Annotated in this window: 18 protein-coding genes; 7 read left to right on the forward strand and 11 right to left on the reverse strand. The window is 55.5% G+C overall.

The window, feature by feature from the left end; all coding sequences use genetic code 11:
- Nucleotides 1-138 precede the first annotated feature (138 nt).
- The 3 genes from rsuA to ABLU78_RS18015 all read left to right on the forward strand — a co-directional run bounded on the left by rsuA (nt 139) and on the right by ABLU78_RS18015 (nt 2727).
- Nucleotides 139-858, forward strand: coding sequence for a 16S rRNA pseudouridine(516) synthase RsuA (gene rsuA / locus ABLU78_RS18005; protein ID WP_015365676.1), 720 nt, complete (start codon nt 139-141; stop codon nt 856-858).
- Nucleotides 855-2051, forward strand: coding sequence for a Bcr/CflA family multidrug efflux MFS transporter (locus ABLU78_RS18010; RefSeq protein ID WP_015365677.1), 1197 nt, complete (start codon nt 855-857; stop codon nt 2049-2051). Before rsuA ends, ABLU78_RS18010 begins: the two co-directional genes overlap by 4 nt.
- A gap of 331 nt (nt 2052-2382) precedes the next feature.
- The gene (locus ABLU78_RS18015; protein ID WP_020078273.1) at nt 2383-2727 is read left to right on the forward strand and encodes a YejG family protein; all 345 of its coding nucleotides are present in this window, start codon (nt 2383-2385) and stop codon (nt 2725-2727) included.
- 3 nt (nt 2728-2730) lie between these two features.
- Here ABLU78_RS18015 and yejF read toward each other — a convergent pair whose 3' ends face one another.
- The 9 genes from yejF to ABLU78_RS18060 form a co-directional block, all read right to left on the reverse strand.
- Complete coding sequence (gene yejF, locus ABLU78_RS18020) at nt 2731-4320, reverse strand: microcin C ABC transporter ATP-binding protein YejF (RefSeq protein WP_045364309.1); 1590 nt, start codon at nt 4318-4320, stop codon at nt 2731-2733.
- A 1-nt stretch (nt 4321) separates the two neighbouring features.
- On the reverse strand, nt 4322-5347 hold the full coding sequence (locus ABLU78_RS18025; RefSeq protein WP_045364306.1) for a microcin C ABC transporter permease: 1026 nt from the start codon (nt 5345-5347) through the stop codon (nt 4322-4324).
- Nucleotides 5347-6441, reverse strand: coding sequence for a microcin C ABC transporter permease YejB (locus tag ABLU78_RS18030; protein WP_045364302.1), 1095 nt, complete (start codon nt 6439-6441; stop codon nt 5347-5349). The genes ABLU78_RS18025 and ABLU78_RS18030 overlap by 1 nt, the downstream gene beginning before the upstream one ends.
- A 9-nt stretch (nt 6442-6450) precedes the next feature.
- A complete protein-coding gene (locus ABLU78_RS18035; protein WP_059444509.1) occupies nt 6451-8256 on the reverse strand; it encodes an extracellular solute-binding protein in 1806 nt (601 codons plus the stop codon).
- Nucleotides 8257-8313: 57 nt separating this feature from the next.
- Nucleotides 8314-9876 (reverse strand): cyclic di-GMP phosphodiesterase, encoded by a 1563-nt coding sequence (locus tag ABLU78_RS18040; RefSeq protein ID WP_015365683.1) that lies wholly within the window; start codon nt 9874-9876, stop codon nt 8314-8316.
- 205 nt (nt 9877-10081) lie between these two features.
- On the reverse strand, nt 10082-10651 hold the full coding sequence (gene mepS / locus ABLU78_RS18045; RefSeq protein WP_015706124.1) for a bifunctional murein DD-endopeptidase/murein LD-carboxypeptidase: 570 nt from the start codon (nt 10649-10651) through the stop codon (nt 10082-10084).
- 426 nt (nt 10652-11077) lie between these two features.
- Entirely contained in the window at nt 11078-11785 is a 708-nt protein-coding gene (locus tag ABLU78_RS18050; RefSeq protein ID WP_047041596.1) for a phosphatase PAP2 family protein, read from the reverse strand.
- 42 nt (nt 11786-11827) lie between these two features.
- A complete protein-coding gene (locus tag ABLU78_RS18055) occupies nt 11828-12805 on the reverse strand; it encodes a GTP-binding protein (RefSeq protein WP_048229090.1) in 978 nt (325 codons plus the stop codon).
- Between the two features lie 121 nt (nt 12806-12926).
- A complete protein-coding gene (locus ABLU78_RS18060; RefSeq protein ID WP_048229088.1) occupies nt 12927-14393 on the reverse strand; it encodes a fructuronate reductase in 1467 nt (488 codons plus the stop codon).
- 206 nt (nt 14394-14599) lie between these two features.
- Between ABLU78_RS18060 and uxuA the strand changes: the two genes are divergently transcribed.
- Nucleotides 14600-15790, forward strand: a complete 1191-nt coding sequence (gene uxuA, locus ABLU78_RS18065; RefSeq protein WP_015365689.1) for a mannonate dehydratase — start codon at nt 14600-14602, stop codon at nt 15788-15790.
- Nucleotides 15791-15945: 155 nt separating this feature from the next.
- On the opposite strand, the gene yeiP is transcribed toward uxuA, so the two are convergent.
- Nucleotides 15946-16518 carry an elongation factor P-like protein YeiP gene (gene yeiP / locus ABLU78_RS18070; protein ID WP_015365690.1) on the reverse strand — a complete coding sequence of 191 codons (573 nt, stop codon included), beginning with the start codon at nt 16516-16518 and terminating at the stop codon, nt 15946-15948.
- A 205-nt stretch (nt 16519-16723) separates the two neighbouring features.
- Here yeiP and ABLU78_RS18075 point away from each other — a divergent pair, with 205 nt between their 5' ends.
- On the forward strand, nt 16724-16978 hold the full coding sequence (locus tag ABLU78_RS18075) for a YkgJ family cysteine cluster protein (RefSeq protein ID WP_015365691.1): 255 nt from the start codon (nt 16724-16726) through the stop codon (nt 16976-16978).
- Here the strand turns inward: ABLU78_RS18075 and setB are convergent.
- Entirely contained in the window at nt 16975-18156 is a 1182-nt protein-coding gene (setB, locus tag ABLU78_RS18080) for a sugar efflux transporter SetB (protein WP_048229086.1), read from the reverse strand. The two genes, ABLU78_RS18075 and setB, sit on opposite strands and share 4 nt — an antisense overlap.
- 330 nt (nt 18157-18486) lie before the next feature.
- Here setB and fruB point away from each other — a divergent pair, with 330 nt between their 5' ends.
- Nucleotides 18487-19617, forward strand: coding sequence for a fused PTS fructose transporter subunit IIA/HPr protein (gene fruB / locus ABLU78_RS18085; RefSeq protein WP_045412276.1), 1131 nt, complete (start codon nt 18487-18489; stop codon nt 19615-19617).
- Nucleotides 19618-20556: a 1-phosphofructokinase gene (fruK, locus tag ABLU78_RS18090; protein WP_015365695.1), complete on the forward strand. Its 939-nt coding sequence runs from the start codon at nt 19618-19620 to the stop codon at nt 20554-20556.
- The last annotated feature ends 8 nt before the right edge of the window (nt 20557-20564 follow it).

Consider the following 20564-nt stretch of genomic DNA (forward strand, 5'->3'; position numbering starts at 1 on the left):
GGGGTTAATTAACTCGCAAATAGTATGCCATGAATCTTTTCCCTTGAGTGGTGTTAAGAGCCCGTTATACTAACCAATGGAATTCTTCTTTTTCGGGCGAGATGCCCGCTCCAGCATTATTACAGGCTAAAAAATCTCATGCGACTTGATAAGTTTATCGCTCAGCAGCTTGGCGTCAGCCGTGCTATTGCCGGGCGTGAAATCCGCGGCAGCCGCGTTACCGTGGACGGCGACATTGTGAAAGATGCCTCCTTTAAGCTCCAGCCAGAGCACGAGGTGGAATATGACGGCAATACGCTGACCCAGCAGCACGGCCCCCGTTACTTTATGCTCAACAAGCCGCAGGGTTATGTCTGTTCAACAGACGATCCCGATCATCCAACGGTGCTTTATTTTCTCGATGAGCCGGTTGCCCATAAGCTGCACGCCGCCGGGCGTCTGGATATCGACACCACCGGTCTGGTACTGATGACCGATGACGGTCAGTGGTCGCACCGCATCACTTCGCCGCGTCATCACTGCGAAAAAACCTATCTGGTGGAGCTGGAAAATCCGCTGGAAGAGGGCGTCGCAGAGCAGTTTGCCAAAGGCGTGCAGCTGCATAATGAAAAAGATCTCACCAAACCTGCAGTCCTCGAAGTTATCACTCCGACAGAAGTGCGCCTGACCATCAGCGAAGGCCGCTACCACCAGGTAAAACGCATGTTCGCGGCGGTGGGTAACCACGTCGTGGGATTACATCGCGAGCGTATCGGCGACATTACCCTCGATGCGTCGCTGGAGCCCGGCGAATACCGCCCGCTGACGGAAGATGAAATCGCCAGCGTTGGCGCCCCACAAGCACGGAGTAAAACGTGACGACAAAGCAGAATTCTTCATTTGGGATTGTGTTTATTCTTGGCCTGTTGGCCATGTTAATGCCGCTGTCGATTGATATGTATCTGCCGGCGCTGCCGGTCATCTCGTCGCAGTTCAACGTGCCGGACGGCAGCGCGCAAATGACGCTCAGTACCTATATTCTGGGCTTTGCGCTGGGGCAGTTGCTGTACGGGCCGATGGCCGACAGCATTGGCCGTAAACCGGTGATCCTCGGCGGGACGCTGATATTCGCCGCGGCGGCGGTGGCCTGCGCGTTGTCGCAGACCATCGAGATGCTGATTACTATGCGTTTCTTCCACGGCCTGGCGGCCGCGGCGGCCAGCGTGGTGATCAACGCCCTGATGCGCGATATCTACCCGAAAGAGGAGTTCTCGCGCATGATGTCGTTTGTCATGCTGGTCACCACCATTGCGCCGCTGGTGGCGCCGATGGTCGGCGGCGCGGTGCTGGTATGGTTCAGCTGGCACGCGATTTTCTGGATCCTGGCGCTGGCGGCGCTGCTGGCATCGGCGATGATCGCTTTCTTTATTAGCGAGACGCTGCCGGTAGAACGGCGGCAGAAATTTCATATTCGCACCACGCTTGGCAACTTCGCCACCCTGTTCCGCCACAAGCGGGTACTTAGCTATATGTTGGCCAGCGGCTTCAGTTTTGCCGGCATGTTTTCATTTCTCAGCGCGGGTCCATTCGTCTACATCAACATTAATCACGTGTCGCCGCAGCACTTTGGCTACTATTTTGCGCTGAATATCGTGTTCCTGTTCATCATGACCATCATTAACAGCCGCTTTGTCCGCCGGGTCGGCGCATTGAACATGTTCAGAGCCGGGCTGTGGATCCAGCTGGCGATGGCGGTGTGGATGGTGGTGTGCGCGCTGCTTGATGTTGGTTTCTGGTCGCTGGTGGTGGGCGTGGCGGCGTTCGTCGGCTGCGTATCGATGGTCTCCTCTAACGCCATGGCGGTGATCCTCGACGAGTTTCCGCATATGGCGGGAACCGCATCGTCGCTGGCCGGAACATTTCGCTTTGGGATTGGCGCGATTATCGGCGCATTGCTGTCGATGGCCACCTTTACCACCGCCTGGCCGATGCTGATTTCTATCGCATTTTGCGCCGTTAGCTCCATTCTCTTCTATCTGTACGCCAGCCGGCGACGAAAAGTCGCACATTAAGTCACATTTTCAGGGGCGATTTCCGCCCCTTTTTTGATACATGTCAACCGAAATCGGCTTCCCTGTTTAGCTATATGTTTCTTTTATGTAAAATCAATTAGTGTAAAAAGTCGCAATGTTGCGATAAAAAAGTTGTTTTGGATCACAGAAACGGGTACATATAGCCGCGAACTGTTTCCGCAAGGCAACTATAAAGTTCTGGATAATAAGCTGTTAGCCCTGACCCCATGCGGGTGTAAGCGTTTTCTAAGCTGTTGCAGGACTATTTGTCAACAATGTGTTAATATTGATGTAAATTTATTGTGAAGCCTTTTGCTTCCGGGGAAACCAAGTGAATACACAGCAACTCTCTATCGTACACCGACTGCCGCAGAGCTATCGCTGGCTGGCCGGTTTTGCGGGTTCAAGAGTTGAACCGATTCCGCAAAACGGCGCTGATGGCGAAAATAGCCTTGTGGCATTAAAACTGCTCAGCCCGGACGGCGAGAAAGCGTGGCCGGTGATGCGCACACTGAGCCAGGCGCTGAGCGACATCGAAGTGGATTGTTCCATTCTCGAGTGTGAAGGCGAGCCGTGCCTGTTCGTTAATATGCAGGATGAGTTTGCCGCTACCTGCCGACTGAAAAATTTCGGCGTGGCCATTGCCGAGCCTTTCTCTGGCAACAACCCCTTCTGACCGTCAGCTTAACGCCAGCAGCTGGCGGGTGTACTCCTGAAGCGGTGCCGTAAATACGCGCTCGCATTCACCCTGCTCGACGACTTCTCCCTGCCGCAGCACTATCACCTGATGACAGAGCGTCCGTACAACACGTAAATCGTGGCTGATAAACAGATAGGCCAGCTGATGCTTTTGCTGTAGCGTCTTCAGCAGCGCCAGGATCTGCGCCTGCACGGTTTTATCCAGTGATGAAGTCGGTTCATCTAACACAATCAGCTGCGGTTTGACGATCAGCGCCCGGGCAATGGCGATACGCTGGCGCTGGCCGCCGGAGAATTCCGCCGGATAGCGCTGTCGCGTCGCGGGGTCGAGCCCCACTTCCTGCATCACCTGAATCACCGCCTGTTCACGTTCCGCGGGCGTCAGCGTTGGCTGATGTACGCGTAATCCTTCCTCGATAATCTGCAGGACGCTCAGGCGCGGGTTGAGCGATGAATTCGGATCCTGAAAAACGACCTGAATGCGTCGGCGAAGCGGCAGCATCTGGCGGCGATTTCGCCCCTGAATCGACTCGCCGGCAAACTGCATTTCTCCGCTGGAGTTAATCAGCCGCAGCAGCGCCAGCCCGGTAGTGCTTTTGCCAGAGCCGGATTCTCCCACCAGCCCCAGCGTTTCTCCGGCCCGCAGGGTAAAAGTCAGATGGTTGACCACTCGATTGTGATCGACCACCCGGCGCAGGATCCCTTTGCGGATTGGGAAGGCGACATTAAGATCGCGGGCCTGCAGTAGGATGGGCGCGTCGGCGGGGAGCGGCACCGGTTTGCCGGCCGGTTCGCTATCCAGCAGGCGGCGGGTATACGGGTGCGTTGGCGCCTGAAACAGCTCCCGGCAGCCGTTTTGTTCGACGCAGCGGCCGTTTTGCATCACCGCCACCCGGTCGGCAAGCTGGCGGACGATGCTCAGATTGTGGGTGATGAACAACATCCCCATGTTGAGCTCACGCTTCAGTTCGCGCAGCAGTTGCAGAATCTGCGCCTGTACCGAGACGTCCAGCGCGGTGGTCGGTTCATCGGCAATGAGCAGCTCCGGGCGCGTCAGCAGCGCCATGGCGATCATCACCCGTTGGCGTTCGCCGCCGGAAAGCTGGTGCGGATAGTCGGCAAGCCGTCGTGAGGCGTTGCGGATGCCAACCCGATCCAGACAGTCGAGGATTTCGCCGCGCGCCGCCTCTTTGCGCATGCCGCGGTGCAGCGAAAGCACCTCGTACAGTTGTTTCTCCAGATTATGCAGCGGATTGAGCGACACCATCGGCTCCTGGAAAATCATCGCGATGCGGTTGCCGCGGATCCCGCGCAGGGTTCGTTCATCGGCGTGCAGCAATGATTGACCGTGAAAGCGAATATCGCCGCTGGGGTAGCTGACCGGCGGAGAGGGCAGGAGGCGCAGTACCGACAGCGCGGAGACGCTCTTGCCGGAGCCTGATTCGCCGACCAACGCCAGCGTTTCACCTGCGGCAATCCGCAGCGTCAGGTTGCTGACGACCGTTTGGCTTGCCCCTTGCTGGCGGAAGGCGATAGAGAGGTCGTCAATGTCTAATAACGGCTGGCCCATGTTATACCGCCTTACCCGGATCGAAGGCGTCGCGGACCGCTTCGCCAATGAAAATTAGCAGCGTCAGCAGCACCGCCACCGACAAAAATGCCGCCATCCCCAGCCACGGCGCCTGCAGGTTATTTTTCCCCTGCAGTAGCAGTTCGCCCAGCGATGGCGAGCCTATCGGCAGGCCAAAGCCGAGAAAGTCGAGCGAGGTCAGGGTGGTTATCGAACTGCACAAAATAAACGGCAGGAAGGTGAGGGTAGCGACCATCGCATTCGGCAGCATATGGCGCAGGATTATATGGCGATCGCTGACCCCCAGCGCCTGTGCGGCGCGAATATAATCGTAGTTACGGGTGCGCAGGAACTCGGCGCGAACCACCCCGACCAGCGTCATCCAGCCAAATAAAACGGTAATCGCCAGCAGCCACCAGAAATCAGGTTGCACCACGCTTGAGAGCAGAATAATTAAAAATAGCGTCGGCATGCCGGACCATACTTCAATAAAACGCTGCCCCCACAGGTCGAGCTTACCGCCGTAGTAGCCCTGCAGCGCCCCGGCAAGCACGCCAAGCACGCTGGAGAAGAACGTCAGCAGTAGGCCGAATAATAATGAGATCCGTGCGCCATAGAGGATCCGCGCGAATACATCGCCGCCGTTAGCGTCGGTACCCAGCCAGTTGTGCCGGGACGGCGGCGAAGGGAAGGGGCTGTCGGTGGCGAAATTGATGCTGGTGGCGCCGAAACGTACCGGCGCCCACAGCACCCAGCCGTTTTCCGTCAGCCGTTTTTGCAGCCAGGGATCCTGATAGTCGGCGGCGGTGGCAAAATCACCGCCAAAGGTTGTTTCGCTATAGGTTTTCAGCACCGGTACGTAGAGACTACCGCGATACTGCACCAGCAGTGGTTTATCGTTGGCGATAAGCTCGGCGCACAGGCTGCAAATAAATAGCGCAAGGAAGATCCACAGCGACCAGTAGCCGCGGCGGTTGTGGCGAAAACGCGCCCAGCGGGCCTGATTAACGGGGGAGAGAAATGACATTAGCGGCCCTCGAAATCGATACGCGGATCGACCAGCGTATAGCTGATGTCGCTGACAATGTTTAATAACAGGCCGATTAACGTGAAGATATACAGAGTGCCGAACATCACCGGGTAATCGCGCGACACGGTGGCTTCGTAGCCGAGCAGCCCAAGACCATTGAGCGAGAACATCACCTCAATCAGCAGCGAACCGGTAAAGAACATGCTGATAAAGGTGGCGGGAAAACCGGCAATCACCAGCAGCATGGCGTTGCGGAAAACATGTTTCCACAAGATCTGTTTTTCACCGACGCCTTTGGCGCGGGCCGTTACCACATATTGCTTGCGGATCTCATCAAGGAAACTGTTTTTAGTCAGCATCGTCAGGGCGGCGAAACCGCCGATCACCGTCGCCAGCACCGGTAAGGTGATATGCCAGAGATAGTCGACGATCTTCTGGTACCACGGCAGGCTATCAAAATTAGCGGAGACCAGGCCGCGCAGCGGAAAAAGATCGAAATAGCTGCCGCCGGCGAAGATCACGATCAGTAATATCGCGAACAGAAACGCCGGGATGGCGTAACCGATGATGATAAATGTGCTGCTCCAGACGTCGAAATGGCTGCCGTTACTGACGGCTTTACGGATCCCCAGCGGTATCGACACCAGGTAGATAATCAGCGTGCTCCACAGGCCGAGGGTAATAGATACCGGCAGGCTGTCTTTAATCAACTGCAGCACCGAAGCGCTGCGAAACAGGCTATCGCCAAAATCAAAACGCAGATAGTCGCCAAGCATCTTAAAGTAGCGTTCGTGGATCGGTTTATCGAAGCCGTAGCGGTGGGTGATTTCGGCAATCACTTCCGGATCGAGCCCGCGCCCGCCGCGATAATGGCCTTCACTGATATTGCCAACGCCGGTACGCGCATGGCTGGCGCCCATACCGCTATCTCCTGCGCCGGGCAACCCGCCGCGGTCGCCGAACTCCACGGCGGCGATCGCCTGATCGACCGGACCGCCTGGCGCAATCTGCACGATAAAAAAATTGATGGTGATGATGGCCCAGAGCGTCGGGATCACCAGTAATAGTCGGCGGAGCAGGTAGGCGCCCATCTTTAATCCTTAACGTCGGTCCGCGGGAAGCCTGGCGGCTTTGTTAACATCGTACCACCAGCCATCAAAACCGGAGGAGTAGGTCGGGCGTGTTTGCGGGAAGGAAAATTTATTCCAGTAGGCCGTCCGGTCCTGCGCCATATACCACATCGGCAGCATGTAATAGTTCCATGTCAGCACCCGGTCGAGCGCGCGGCCCAGCGGCAGAAGCTTCTGTTTGTTGCCCTGCCAGCGCACGATCTGCGCAATCAACGCGTCGACCGCCGGGTTCTGCACTCCCGGCGCGTTATAGCTGGAGTTAATATAGTCCGAGGCCCACGAAACCTGTAAGCCCGTATCTGGCCAGGCGGTGGCGCGCCACAGTGAGGGCATCATGTCGTAATCGCGGCTCCGCAGTCGGCTGTTGGCCTGGGAGTTATCCACCTGACGGATATCCATCGTCACGCCTAAACGCTGTAAATTATGCTGGAACGGTAGAACCCAACTGACGTTGCCGCCGGAGGCGAGCAGCAGCTCAAAGCGCAGCGGTTTGCCGGTTTTGGCATTAACGCGCTGACGGTTTTTTAGCACCCATCCCGCCTGGTTCAATAGGGCATCTCCTTTGAGTAAATTGGCGCGGTCAAAACCATCGCCGCTGGAAACTGGCGGCTGATAAATCCGGGTAAAGACCTCAGGCGGCAATTCTTTTTTCATCGGCGCCAGCAGGGCGAGCTCATCGGCCTTCGGGTAATCACGAGCGGCATATTCTGTGTTCTGAAAGTAGCTGTTTGGCCGACTGTAGGCGCCGTAAAACAGCGCCTTATTCATCCATTCGAAATCAAATGCAAGGGTGATGGCCTCACGTACCTGACGGTCGGCAAAGACCGGGCGCTGAATATTAAAAGCCAGCCAGCGGGTATCCTTTGCCGAGGTATTCGTTCGATCGTCTTTCACAATATAACCGTTGCTAAAGTTGCGCCCGATATAGCGCGTGGCCCAGTTTTTTGTTGAACTCTCCTCGCGCATATCTACCGCTCCGGCCTTGAAGGCTTCGAAAGCGACGTTATCGTCAAGATAGTAGTCGTAGCGAATCGTGTCGAAGTTCCAGCGCCCGCGGTTTACCGGCAGGTCGGCGGCCCAGTAGTTCTCGACTCGCGAATAGACAATATACTGCCCCATCCGCCAGCGGCTGATACGATAGGGGCCACTGGCGAGCGGCGGCGTTGAAAGCGGGTCACTCAGTTTATGATGGCGCCAGAATGACTCAGGCATTACCGGCAGCGACAGCAGGCTGAGCATATTTTCTTTGCCCGGCTTGGCCAGTTCGATGCGCACCGTCAGCGGGGCTATGGCTTTGACGGTCGTCCCTTTATAGATAAGACGGAACTGCGGTACCCCTTCGGTCATAAATTTGTGGAAGGTGAAAGCAACGTCGCTGGCGGTAATCGGGCTACCGTCATGAAAGCGGGCACGCGGGTTGATGGTAATTTCCATCCACGAGAAATCATCGGCAAAGCGCGCGCGATCGGCTATCAGCGGGTAGTAGCTGCCCGGTTCATCGTCCGAGGTGGTAAACAGGGTGTCATACAGCGCATCGGTGCGTACGCCGGGGTTACCGCGCAGGGCGTAGCGGTTGAAATTGTCAAAGGTGCCAATGGCGGCAAGCGTTATACTGCCGCCTTTAGGCGCGTCCGGATTGACGTAATCGAAGTGATGAAAGTCAACGGCATACTTTGGCTCGCCGATAATAGCGAACGCTTCGCTCTCTTTAATGGTTTGCGCCTGGCTACTCAGGCTAAATAAAGCCAGCAGCAGCAGGCCGATGCGCGCAAACATAGTTGGAATATCATCCTCTGACCATTAACCCCGGTGGTTTCGCATCATAAGCGACCCTCAGCGGCTTGTGAAATAATTTGCCGGTTCATCATGGGCGGCGACCAGTTTATCCAGCGGCAGCGGGCGGCTGAAGCAGTAACCTTGCAGATACTTCACGCCGTGAGCGCGCAGCCATTCCGCCTGTTCAGGCGTTTCTACACCTTCAGCCACGGTTTTCAGCTGCAGACGGCGGCTTAGCGTTAACACCGCATCCAGCACGGGAGAGGTGACGGTTTCGGTACCGATCGCCTGCACAAAACCACGATCGATCTTCAGATAATCAAAGTTATAGCGCTCCAGATAAATCAGCGCGCTATGGCCGGTACCAAAATCATCGATAGCAATTTCGAAGCCCTGCTGATGGAGCCACTCAAAAATGGCCATCGACTGGTTTTTATCGATCATCGAACGTTCGGTTATCTCCAGCACGACGTCGAAGTAGTTTGCGGGTAACGCGGCGGCAAAACGTTGCATATCTTGCTGAAATCCGGCGGCATGCAGGTGGGCAGGCGAGATATTCAGACCGAGCTTGGTACCGCGCGGCAAAATACGCTGCAGAGTCGGCGCGTCGCGGGCAATCAACATTAACAGGTGATGGGTAAGCGGCACGATCATCTGCTGCGTCTCCGCCAGATTAATAAAGACGTCTGGCGGGATTTCACCTACCACCGGATGCCGCCAGCGCATCAGCACTTCAACGCCGCTAATCTGCAGGGTATCGGCCTTTACCACCGGCTGGTAGACCACGTAGAACTGGTTGTTTTTGATCCCCAGTTGGATCGATTTCCGCGGATCGGATTTGATCGTCAGGATGTAGTAGCTGAGTAAGCCGGCAAGCATGCCGCATACCACGCCGAGCAACAGGGCGAACTGGGTATTCTCGCCAAGCCAACTGTTGGAAAAGAGATACACTTTTAGCGGTAGCCCCGGAACCTGAATCTGACGTATCGGCTCATTGGGCAATGATAGCGGGTCGATAATTTTACTGCTGAAGGTCGAAATTGCCGTATGGCCGATGGCCAGCGCAATGCCGCTGAAATCATTCTGTCGTGCGGTATAGAGGATATAAGGCGTCAGATTGGCATTGATGGATACAAAAATGCCGCTGTCTCGATCGCCAGGACGTTGTACCCACATTGCCAGCGCGGCGGTGTTCGGCATCATCGGCGTGCCCTGGAGGATGGCCATATCCAGAGGTTTATTGGTATCAAGCTGCGGTATCAATTGTTTAAACGGTGTGTCCATTGCGCCGGTGGCGGATGAGCAGAACGCTTTGCCGTTTTTCACCAGCAGGAAGGCGCGCACGTTGGGACTAAAGGCGGCGCTGGCGGCGAGGCCGGAGTCAATATGTTCGCAGGGCTGATCGAGCAGCGGCTGCAGGCCATCAATGGTTTTGCTTAAATCAGCGAAATAGCTATTAAGGTAGTGGCTGACGTTATTGATTATCTGATCGAAACGCTCAGAGCGGTTGTGGTAGATAACCATAAACTGGATGCTGCCGGCCAGTAGTGCGACGGCAACGCCGATACAAATACTGGTAAGCCAGATTTTACGTCGGGGTGAAAAGTAGCGGGTTAGCATAGGCCAGAATCTGTCCGTATTATTGAATCACGCCAATGGGATGCCTGAAGAGTATGGTTCCATTTCCTTTAAAAGACATAGCTTATAAAGACATAACCTATTTTGCGGGGTTCATCGGCGGAGAAGCAAAAAAAAACACTGCCGAGGCAGTGTTCTTTTCATTTCTTACCGTCAGCCAAGGGATAACTCACGGTAAGAAGAACAATCAGGAACGACTCAGAACGCGACGCGCTTCGTTATAGCGCTTTTTCCAGTATGGCTCATCCAGGCTTGAGATGGTGACGCCGCTGCTGGTAGAGGCATGAACAAACTGGTTGTTGCCGATATAGATACCAACATGACGACCCGTAGAGCCAGCGCGGAACAGCACTAAATCGCCGGTACGCAGTTGAGTGCGCGAAATCGATTTGCCGGAATCCTGTTGCTCGGAAGTTGAGCGTGGCAGCTCCAGGCCAAATTGTTCACGGAAAGTACGCTGCACGAATGCCGAGCAATCGATCCCTTTCCGGGTGCTGCCGCCAAGGCGGTAACGCACGCCTTTCCAGCTAGCATACTGGTCCATCAAACGGGACTTCACGTCCAGGTTGCTGACCATTTTTTCAAATTCATCCTGAGAAGCTTGCAGTGATGATAAATCTCCACTACCCACAGCATGCGTCTCAGAATGCATATTCTTGGCGGTACTTGTTGAACTACACGCGGAAAGCAGAACCGCAACTGCAATCGCGGGGGCGACCCGCAAGATATATCTCAAAATCGGCTGAGATTTGACCATTATGTTTATTTTCCCTTGTTGTCCTTAACGACAATGTCGTTATAAAAAATGCCAAACGTGGTAGAGCCTAGATTCCAGAAAGCAATGAGACAATTCCTTAAGCCTAAAAATGTGGAGTACCGCACAAATTTATTTGGATGATGAATTGTGTTGCTTGGGAAGGCAAAACGAGAAAGAGATTACCCTATCAAACGTGGGATGGCGAGCGGTTTTGCGCGATTTCTTATAAGTATTTTTGCGACCAAAAGTGAATCATCGGCAAAGGGGAAAATAGCGCCTTTTTTGGCTGAAAAATATGCAATATCTTCATTTCAATGATGATTAATGTGACAGGAAGATGATGTCGCGAATAAATCATCAGCAAATATAAAAAAAGGGGTCAGAACGACCCCTTATGGATAATATTAATAAAATGTAAAAATGATCTTAATTTTTTGCTATTCCACCCGGAAGCGAACGGTCAAACCAGGCGATGGCCTTATCGGAAAGCGAGGTCATTAATACCCATGGCGCGCCAATCAGCACCGCGCTGAGTGAACCTACGGCAATATCGGTGAACCAATGGGCGCCGATCATCACTCGCGGGAAAGCAAAAACCACAAAAATAATCAGTGAAATGGTAAATGCCCGGCGGCCGAAATATCGCCACATAAACGAGGCGAAAATGAGCAGCATCATGCCATGGTCGCCCGGGAAGCTATCTTTTGAAGCGTCTTTGGTGGGCAGTGAGACCACGTCGCTGACTTTCGTAATATCCGTAAAGAACAGCGAAGGGCTAGCGCGTTTTACCGGCATCAGATGCTGGGCAAGTTGATTGATAATTACCGCTGCGAGCAACATCACCAGCCCCATAATGATTATGCGGCGGCGCTCAGCGCTCTGCGCTTTGATCCAGAAACTGAGCATCAGGCAGCCCATCGCCAGCAGCGAGCAGGCGTCGAACGCGCGATTGTTGATAATGGCTAACAGCCAGGCATACGCGCGATTGGTGCTGACGCCCTGGTTAAAGAAGTGAAAAATAGCCGAGTCAAGCGGGAACCAGAAACCGTGATTTGCCGGTAGATACCAGGAACAAAATAAGGCTACGCCCGCGACGTTCAGCAGCAAGATAAGGGGAATACGGTTTTTAGTCATAACAGATGCGATTTTTTTAAACAGCGGCCAAACATAGCCGCATTAACTTAAACGAAGCTTCAACAGCGAGGACTGCAGGGCATTCCAGTCAACGTCTGATTCACAAATCAGTTCGATGCGGCTATCCGGCGGCGGCGCGTTTTGGGTTTCGATATGCAGATCGAGTCCCTGGCGGTTGATACGCACCAGACCCTCGGCAATTCGCATCACGCCTTTCACCCGGCCAACCGGCGCCAGACGCGCCCATTCCAGCAACCCAACGGTGTCAAATTGGGTATCAGCATCAAAAATCCAGCCGCAGGCATGGTATCCCTGACCACTGTTAACGCTGCGACGCCAGCGTTGATGTGCCGGCAAATTTAACGCCGCCAGACCCTGCTTTTGCCCGTGACTATGCACGTGGTCCGGGCTTGCCGGCAGCGGGGCGGTGTTACGGCGCGGGAGATCCAGCAGCGCGAGCTCGATGTTACCCTGGGTGGCGTTCACCTGCAGGCGCTCGCCCCCGTACTGTTGCCACCAGTTGGCAAAAGCGGCCTCGCTTTCCGGCGTCGCCCGATCGCTTTTATTGGCGACGATGATATCGGCTGCGGCCAGCTGATCGCGGAAATTATCATTGGCCACGATCTTTTCCTCCAACAGCTGGCGCGGATCGAGAATGCACAGCGTCGCGCGCAGATCGATCCACGGCTCGTAGACCGCAGCGGTGAGGATATCAAGGATCTGCCTGGGATGACCCAGTCCGGTTGGTTCAATCAGCAGACGATCGGGCTTTCCCTGGCGCAACAGCGTATTGAGCCCAACCTGCATTGGCAGACCGTTGACGCAGCACATGCAGCCGCCGGGGATCTCTTTTAGCAACGCGCCGCTTTCCGCCAGCAGGGCGCCGTCGATGCCGACTTCGCCGAACTCGTTGACCAGCACGGCCCATTTTTCATTTGCAGGCTTGTGGGCCAGTAAATGAAGAATCGAGGTTGTTTTGCCGCTGCCGAGAAAGCCCGTGATCAGGTTAGTTTTGGTCACATCCCCTCCAGCATAGAAATGTAATGTTGTAACAGTTGAGACTATCCTGACGAAAAAAGGGGAAAAAGAGAAGGGTTACTGCGGACAGAAAAACATTCTGTCCGCTAAACAGCAGAAATTGTTAACTATGCAGAGCGTTAGCCACGGCCTGGCGGGAGCCGAATGTTGTCAGTTGCTGCCAGGCTGAAGTGATTTTAGCAACAAACTGCGGGTTGCCCGGCAGATCTTTGCCAAATATCTCTTCCAGGCCAAGCAGGGCGCTGACGCGTTCCTCTTGCTGGCTGGCGTCAACCAACCGTTTGATTTTGTCGACTAGCGGGTCGCGCACGTCAATGGCTTGCCCGGCGTCGTCGACGCCGCTTACGTAACGCATCCAGCCCGCCACGCCCAGCGCCAGCAGTGGCCAGCGGCTGTCGTTTGCCAGATGAACGCGTATACTATCGAGCATCCGCTGCGGCAGCTTTTGGCTGCCGTCCATGGCTATTTGCCAGGTGCGATGTTTTAACGCCGGATTGGCGAAGCGCGTTATCAGGCTGTCGGCATAGGCAACTAAATCCACACCGGTGATAGATAGCGTTGGCGCTTGTTCATCAAGCATCAGGCGACGGGCGGCATGGCGGAAAACATCGTCCTTCATGCAGTCGCTAACGTGCGCATGCCCCGCCAGGTAGCCCAGCCAGGCGAGGAAGGAGTGGCTACCGTTGAGCATGCGCAGTTTCATTTGTTCCCACGGCAGGACGTCGCGGGTCATCTGTACGCCTGCCGTTTCCCAGGCCGGGCGCCCGGCGACAAAATTGTCTTCCACTACCCATTGAATAAACGGTTCGCAACTGATAGCGCAGGGATCGTCAACGCCCAGCACGGAGGCAATCTCAGCCAGAGATTCTTCGGTGGCGGCTGGCACGATGCGGTCAACCATGGTGCCGGGGAAGCTGACATGTTCAGCAATCCAGCTTGCCAACTCCTGACTACGTTTCTCAGCCATGCCGAGGACGGCGTTTTTCACGACGTGACCATTGTCGGGAATATTGTCGCAGGAGAGTACGGTAAAGGGAGCGAGTCCGCGTTCGCGGCGGCGATTGAGCGCTTCAACTAAAATACCGGGAGCCGACTGCGGCAGCGTCGGGTTTTCCAGATCGTGAACGATGCGCGGCTGGGTTGGATCCAGTTTACCGGTGGCCGGATCGATGCAATAACCTTTCTCAGTAATCGTCAGCGAAACGATAGCCACCTGCGGTTCGCAAAATTTTTCGATAATTGCTGCCAGCGAATCAAGTTTGGCGTTCAGGCATTCATGTACTGCGCCAACCACGATCGGTTGGTTACCCTCAGCGCCTTTTTCCAGCACCGTAAACAGGTGGTCTTGCGCACGCAGTTGGCTCATCAGCTTATCGCCGCTGAACAGGCTGATTTCACAAATTCCCCAGTCGCCGCCGCTGGTGTTAAGCACCCGGTCGGTTAGCAGCGCCTGATGCGCACGGTGAAACGCGCCAAAACCAAGGTGCACGATACGCGAGCGCAATTGGCGGCGATCGTATTGCGGAAGTTGCACGCCTGCTGGCAGCGCGGCGGTAGCGATAGTTGTCATTTTTATACACCTGATTAACCAATGATTAACATGAGGCAGTGTAAAGTTATATGACAACAATTTAAATTGGTAAGCCGAATTTATCCGCTTAGTGTGAGCTGGATCAATCAATGCTACGGGGGAAATTGACCATTCAGCAGAAGCATGTATGGTAGTCGTCATGATGTTTCACATTATTGGTATAACAACTTAAAGAGGGCATTGCGATGGAGCAAACCTGGCGTTGGTATGGACCGAACGATCCGGTATCGCTTGATGATGTGCGCCAGGCGGGCGCCACGGGTGTCGTGACCGCGTTGCATCATATTCCGAATGGCCAGGTCTGGCCGGTAGAAGAGATCCAACAGCGTTTAGCGCTACTGGCGGAAAAAGGCCTGAGCTGGTCGGTTGTTGAGAGTATCCCGGTGCACGAGGATATCAAAACCCACAGCGGACAATATGAGAAGTGGATTGCCAACTATCAGCAGAGCATCCGCAATCTGGCGGCCTGCGGTATTGATACCGTGTGCTATAACTTCATGCCGATTCTGGACTGGACGCGTACCGATCTGGAATATCAGCTGGCTGATGGCTCCAAAGCGCTGCGTTTTGACCAGATTGCTTTCGCCGCTTTTGAACTGCACATCCTTAAACGCCCGGGCGCCGAAGCTGACTACAGCGCTGAAGAACAGCAGCAGGCTGACGTTTACTTTAAGGCGATGAGCGCGGCGGATATCGACAAGCTGACCCGCAATATCATCGCTGGTCTGCCGGGAGCGGAAGAGGGCTATACCCTCGATCAGTTCCGCGCACGTCTGGCGGAGTATGACCATATCGATAAAGCGCAATTGCGTGAGAACATGGCTTACTTCCTGCGGGCGATTGTGCCGGTGTGCGAAGAAGTCGGCGTGCGCCTGGCGGTTCACCCGGACGATCCGCCGCGTCCGATCCTCGGCCTGCCGCGTATCGTGTCGACTATCGAAGATATGCAGTGGTTGAAAGAGACGGTGGACAGCATTTATAACGGCTTTACCATGTGTACCGGATCCTACGGCGTGCGTGCCGATAACGATCTGGTGAAGATGGTGGAAACCTTCGGCGATCGTATCCACTTTACCCATTTGCGCTCTACCTGCCGTGAAGAGAATCCTAAAACCTTCCACGAGGCGGCGCACCTGAACGGCGACGTCAATATGGTGGCGGTGGTTGATGCGATTCTGAGCGAAGAGCTGCGTCGTAAGAAAGCAGGCGATCTGCGTCCCATCCCGTTCCGTCCGGATCATGGGCATCAAATGCTTGACGATCTGCGTAAGAAAACCAACCCCGGTTATTCGGCGATTGGCCGTCTGAAAGGCATGGCGGAAGTGCGCGGCGTTGAGCTGGCGCTGAAGATGACCAAATACCCTGAGCTGCTGTAATCGTGGCGTGAGGGAAAGCAAAAGGACAGCCAGCGGCTGTCCTTTTTTGTGCCTGATATCGGCAGCGAGTAGCCCGGATAAGGCGCGCAGCGCCGCTATCCGGGAAGAGTCCGGCCTGCGCGACGCTGGGCCGGGCAACCGTCAGAGGCGGGAGGTTAGTCCGCGCGGCCCATATAGCGGCACTCTTCGATATGAATGCGGATTTTCTCGCCGCTGGTCAGGTATTCCGGAACCTGAATCACCAGCCCGGTGCTCATGGTGGCCGGTTTGGTGCGCGAGCTGGCGGAAGCGCCTTTGATTCCCGGCGCGGTTTCTACGATTTCCAGGTCAACGGTCTGCGGCAGCTCCAGCGCCAGCAGCTGGCCATCCCAGGTCAGAACCTGCATATCCGGCATGCCGCCTTCCGGGATAAACTGCAGCTCTTCTTCGATCTGCTCTTTGGTGAAGGTATACGGGGTATAGTCTTCTTTATCCATGAACACGTATTCGTTGCCATCGACGTAGGAGAAGTCAACGAAACGACGGGTCAGGGTAACGGTATCGACGATGTCGTCGCCCTTAAAACGTTCTTCTACTTTCAGGCCGGTACGCACGTCGGAAAAACGCATTTTATACAGCGTTGCTGCGCCACGGGCGCTTGGCGACTGAATATCAATATTTTTAACAATCAGCAGTTTGCCGTTGTAATTCAGCACCATACCTTTTTTAATTTCATTCGCTCTTGGCATTGCAGTAATCCTGTCACTTAAAGGGTCAAAAATATCGCGTAAAACTACTCGCGCCGGGCCTTTCAGGCAAGCGGAATTCGCGACTTTTGCTATCTCCTGGCAAATCTTCGAGCGGCGCTGCTGAAAAAGCCGTGTCGCCAGCTTCAGCTTTCCTGACGGGCGATATTTTGCTACTGTCCGCCTCCCACTCATTAAGGAGTCAGGTATGGAATGTCGCCCGGACTGCGGAGCCTGTTGCACCGCGCCGTCCATCTCAAGCCCCATTCCCGGAATGCCTGACGGCAAGCCGGCTAACACCCCATGCGTGCAGCTGGATGAACATCTGCGCTGCAAGATTTTTGCCTCGCCGCTGCGCCCTAAAGTCTGCGCGGGTTTACAACCGGCCGCGGAAATGTGCGGCAGCACGCGTCAGCAGGCGATGGCTTATCTCATTCATCTCGAAGCGCTAACCGCGCCTTAAACGTCTTTAATTCGCCACAGGCAGCTCTGAGCGATAATTCCCATCATTAGCGCAATCCAGAACACCGCGTGATAGTTCCAGATTTCCGCGACAACGCCCGCCAGCGAACCGGCGATGATCCAGCCGACGCGCGTGGTATTGGTATACAGCGTGGTCGCCGCGCCCGCCTGGCCCGGCATCAGATCTTGAAAATAGAGCATACCGATACCGGCGAGGATCCCGATGTAAATTGCGTTCAGCGCCTGCATCGCCAGCAACAGGGCCGGGGTATGGACAGTCAGCATACCGACATAAAACAGCAGTCCGGCAAGCGCGGCAATGCGCATCAGCAAGCGCTTTCCAAAGCGTTTCGCGTAATAACCGGCAATCAGCATGGTGGGGATTTCCAGGCCGGCGGCGGTCCCCATCATCAGCCCGGCTAGTTTCTCCGGCAGATGCAGTTCATTAATGATAAACAGCGGCATATTAATGATATAGAGGCTGTTGGTGCCCCACATTAACGTACAGATGCTGAACAGCAGCAGCGCATCGCGGCGGTTGGTACGCGGCGCTTCAAGATGACCACCGGCGGTTTTGCTCTCTTTACGCATGCTGGGCAGGAAGAACCAGACCATCAGCGCGCAGACGATAAACGCCACGGCGGCGCTGAGATACATCACGGTAAAACCAAAACCCATCGCCAGCGCGTAGGCCAGCGGCGGGCCGATCACCCACGCCAGCGAGACCTGCGCGCGCAGAATGGAGCTGAACATCACCGCCTCGCGCCCGGTTTTGTCCGCGTGCTCGCGGGCGAGGGCGAACATTTGTGGGTTGGCGGTGGAGCCAAAACTACTGAGAAAGACGCCGACGAACAGCAGAATAAAGTAGTTGCGGTTCCAGGCGAACAGCACGCAGGCCAGCACCCCCAGCAGGCAGCAGGCGACAATCAGCTGCTTGCGATCGCCTTTACGATCGGAACGCCCGGCAAGAAACTGACTTACCAGAATGCCGATGACCGCGCTGCCGGTAAAAAAAAAGCCGACCATTGCCGGGCGAACGTGCACCTCATTGGTTAGAAACAGGCTCAGGGTCGGGGTCTGTAAGGCCCCGGCGATCCCCGTCAGAAAGGCGACGATAAGAAAAGCGGAGGAGGTTAAGTCGAACCCGCGGCGGGGAAGGGCGGCGCTACTGTTTTGCATGCTGGAATATCATTGGTTTCAGGAGAGGCGAAGTTTACGCCGACACCCATAAAATGAATAGTGGTATGGCACGAAAAATTAAAAAGGCGTTTCAAATTATGTTGTTCAGCAAAATGCTGAAGCCAATGGCGCGTTTCACCATTAGCTTCAGCAAAAATGTGCGGTATCTCTAAATTCTGTTATCAACCTTCGGAGTTTACTTGCGCAGTGCGCAAGAAAGGTACAGACTCATTGAAACGTTTCAGCGTCATCAGAGTATTATCCAGTCATCGGGTGGCGTATTTTTTCTCATGTTAGCTGAAACGATTCAATTCAGCGGAGAGGAGAACTATGTTCCAGTTATCTGTACAGGATATCCATCCCGGCCAGCAGGCCGCGAATAAAGAAGAGGCAATACGTCAGATTGCTGGCGCGCTGGTTAGCGCGGGTAATGTGGCTGACGGCTACGTTAACGGTATGCTTGCCCGCGAGCAGCAGACCTCCACTTTCCTCGGCAATGGCATCGCTATCCCGCACGGCACCACCGATACCCGCGACCAGGTTCTGAAAACGGGCGTACAGGTGTATCAGTTCCCGCAGGGCGTGACCTGGGGAGAAGGACAAACCGCTTATGTGGCGATCGGTATTGCCGCCAGCTCCGACGAGCACCTCGGTCTGCTGCGTCAGTTGACGCACGTCCTGAGCGACGATTCGGTGGCTGAACAGTTGAGAACCGTCACCACCGCAGAAGAACTGCGCGCTCTGCTGATGGGCGAAAAGCAAAGCGAAGCGCTGAAGCTCGACAACGAAACGTTGAGCCTCGACGTGGTCGCCAACGATCTGCTGACGCTGCAGGCGCTGAACGCCGCGCGGCTGAAAGAGGCGGGGGCGGTAAACGCCGATTTCGTCAGCCGCACTATTAATGATGCGCCGCTCAACCTGGGCCAGGGGATCTGGTTGAACGACTGTGCGGAAGGCAACCTGCGCAGCGCTATCGCCGTGAGTCGCGCCGCCAATGCGTTTACCGCTGACGGGCAGCCGGTGGCGCTGCTGATCACCGTCGCGATGGCCGATGAGCAGCCGACCGCGGTGCTTAATCGCCTGAGCAATCTGCTTATTGATAAAAAAGCGGAGCATCTGCTGAAAGCCGACGCCGCCACGCTGCTGGCGCTGCTGACCAGCGACGACGCCATTGCTGAAGACGTGCTGAACGCCGAGTTTGTGGTACGCAACGAGCACGGGCTGCACGCACGTCCGGGCACGATGTTGGTTAATACGATTAAACAATTCTCCAGCGACATTACCGTTACCAACCTCGATGGTTCCGGCAAGCCGGCCAATGGCCGCAGCCTGATGAAGGTCGTGGCGCTGGGTGTGAAAAAAGGTCACCGTCTGCGTTTTACCGCGCAGGGTGAAGATGCGCAACAAGCGCTGGATGCGATTGGCGAAGCGATCGCCGCAGGCCTTGGGGAGGGCGCATAAATGAGCAGACGTGTAGCAACGATTACATTAAATCCGGCATACGACCTGGTGGGCTTCACCCCGGAAATCGAACGTGGCGAAGTGAACCTGGTGCGCACCACTGGCCTGCATGCGGCAGGCAAAGGTATCAACGTGGCGAAGGTGCTGAAAGATCTTGGCATCGACGTCACCGTCGGCGGCTTCCTCGGTAAAGATAACCAGGATGGCTTCCAGCAGCTGTTTAGCGAGCTGGGTATCGCCAACCGCTTCCAGGTGGTGCAGGGGCGTACCCGTATCAACGTTAAGCTGACGGAAAAAGATGGCGAAGTGACCGATTTCAACTTCTCCGGTTTCGAAGTGACCCCGGCGGACTGGGAGCGTTTCGTTAATGATTCTCTGAGCTGGCTGGGGCAGTTCGATATGGTTTGCGTCAGCGGCAGCCTGCCGTCCGGCGTGAGTCCGGAAGCCTTTACCGACTGGATGACGCGCCTGCGCAGCCAGTGCCCGTGCATTATTTTCGATAGCAGCCGCGAAGCGCTGGTTGCAGGGCTGAAAGCCGCGCCGTGGCTGGTAAAACCAAACCGCCGCGAGCTGGAAATCTGGGCTGGCCGCAAGTTGCCGGAGATGAAAGATGTTATCGACGCCGCCCATGCGCTGCGCGAGCAAGGTATCGCCCACGTGGTGATTTCGTTAGGCGAAGAGGGCGCGCTGTGGGTTAACGCCTCCGGCGAATGGATTGCCAAACCGCCTTCAGTCGAGGTTGTCAGCACCGTCGGCGCCGGTGATTCGATGGTCGGTGGCCTGATTTACGGCCTGCTGATGCGTGAATCCAGCGAGCATACCCTGCGCCTGGCGACCGCCGTCGCCGCCCTGGCCGTCAGCCAGAGCAACGTTGGCATTACCGATCGTACCCAGTTGGCCGCAATGATGGCGCGCGTCGACTTACAACCCTTTAATTGACAGCAGGA

The organism is Klebsiella sp. JN_Kp122 (assembly GCF_040062085.1).
GTDB classification, from domain to species: domain Bacteria; phylum Pseudomonadota; class Gammaproteobacteria; order Enterobacterales; family Enterobacteriaceae; genus Klebsiella; species Klebsiella aerogenes.

Bases quoted from the DNA above. Each gene is read 5' to 3' on its own strand.
- uxuA (WP_015365689.1), top strand. From the start codon at position 14,600: ATGGAGCAAACCTGGCGTTGGTATGGACCGAACGATCCGGTATCGCTT.
- ABLU78_RS18025 (WP_045364306.1), bottom strand. From the start codon at position 5,347: ATGTCATTTCTCTCCCCCGTTAATCAGGCCCGCTGGGCGCGTTTTCGC.
- yejF (WP_045364309.1), bottom strand. From the start codon at position 4,320: ATGGGCCAGCCGTTATTAGACATTGACGACCTCTCTATCGCCTTCCGC.
- ABLU78_RS18040 (WP_015365683.1), bottom strand. From the start codon at position 9,876: ATGCTAACCCGCTACTTTTCACCCCGACGTAAAATCTGGCTTACCAGT.
- ABLU78_RS18060 (WP_048229088.1), bottom strand. From the start codon at position 14,393: ATGACAACTATCGCTACCGCCGCGCTGCCAGCAGGCGTGCAACTTCCG.
- fruK (WP_015365695.1), top strand. From the start codon at position 19,618: ATGAGCAGACGTGTAGCAACGATTACATTAAATCCGGCATACGACCTG.
- ABLU78_RS18075 (WP_015365691.1), top strand. From the start codon at position 16,724: ATGGAATGTCGCCCGGACTGCGGAGCCTGTTGCACCGCGCCGTCCATC.
- ABLU78_RS18035 (WP_059444509.1), bottom strand. From the start codon at position 8,256: ATGTTTGCGCGCATCGGCCTGCTGCTGCTGGCTTTATTTAGCCTGAGT.
- ABLU78_RS18030 (WP_045364302.1), bottom strand. From the start codon at position 6,441: ATGGGCGCCTACCTGCTCCGCCGACTATTACTGGTGATCCCGACGCTC.
- ABLU78_RS18050 (WP_047041596.1), bottom strand. From the start codon at position 11,785: ATGACTAAAAACCGTATTCCCCTTATCTTGCTGCTGAACGTCGCGGGC.
- rsuA (WP_015365676.1), top strand. From the start codon at position 139: ATGCGACTTGATAAGTTTATCGCTCAGCAGCTTGGCGTCAGCCGTGCT.
- setB (WP_048229086.1), bottom strand. From the start codon at position 18,156: ATGCAAAACAGTAGCGCCGCCCTTCCCCGCCGCGGGTTCGACTTAACC.
- mepS (WP_015706124.1), bottom strand. From the start codon at position 10,651: ATGGTCAAATCTCAGCCGATTTTGAGATATATCTTGCGGGTCGCCCCC.
- yeiP (WP_015365690.1), bottom strand. From the start codon at position 16,518: ATGCCAAGAGCGAATGAAATTAAAAAAGGTATGGTGCTGAATTACAAC.
- fruB (WP_045412276.1), top strand. From the start codon at position 18,487: ATGTTCCAGTTATCTGTACAGGATATCCATCCCGGCCAGCAGGCCGCG.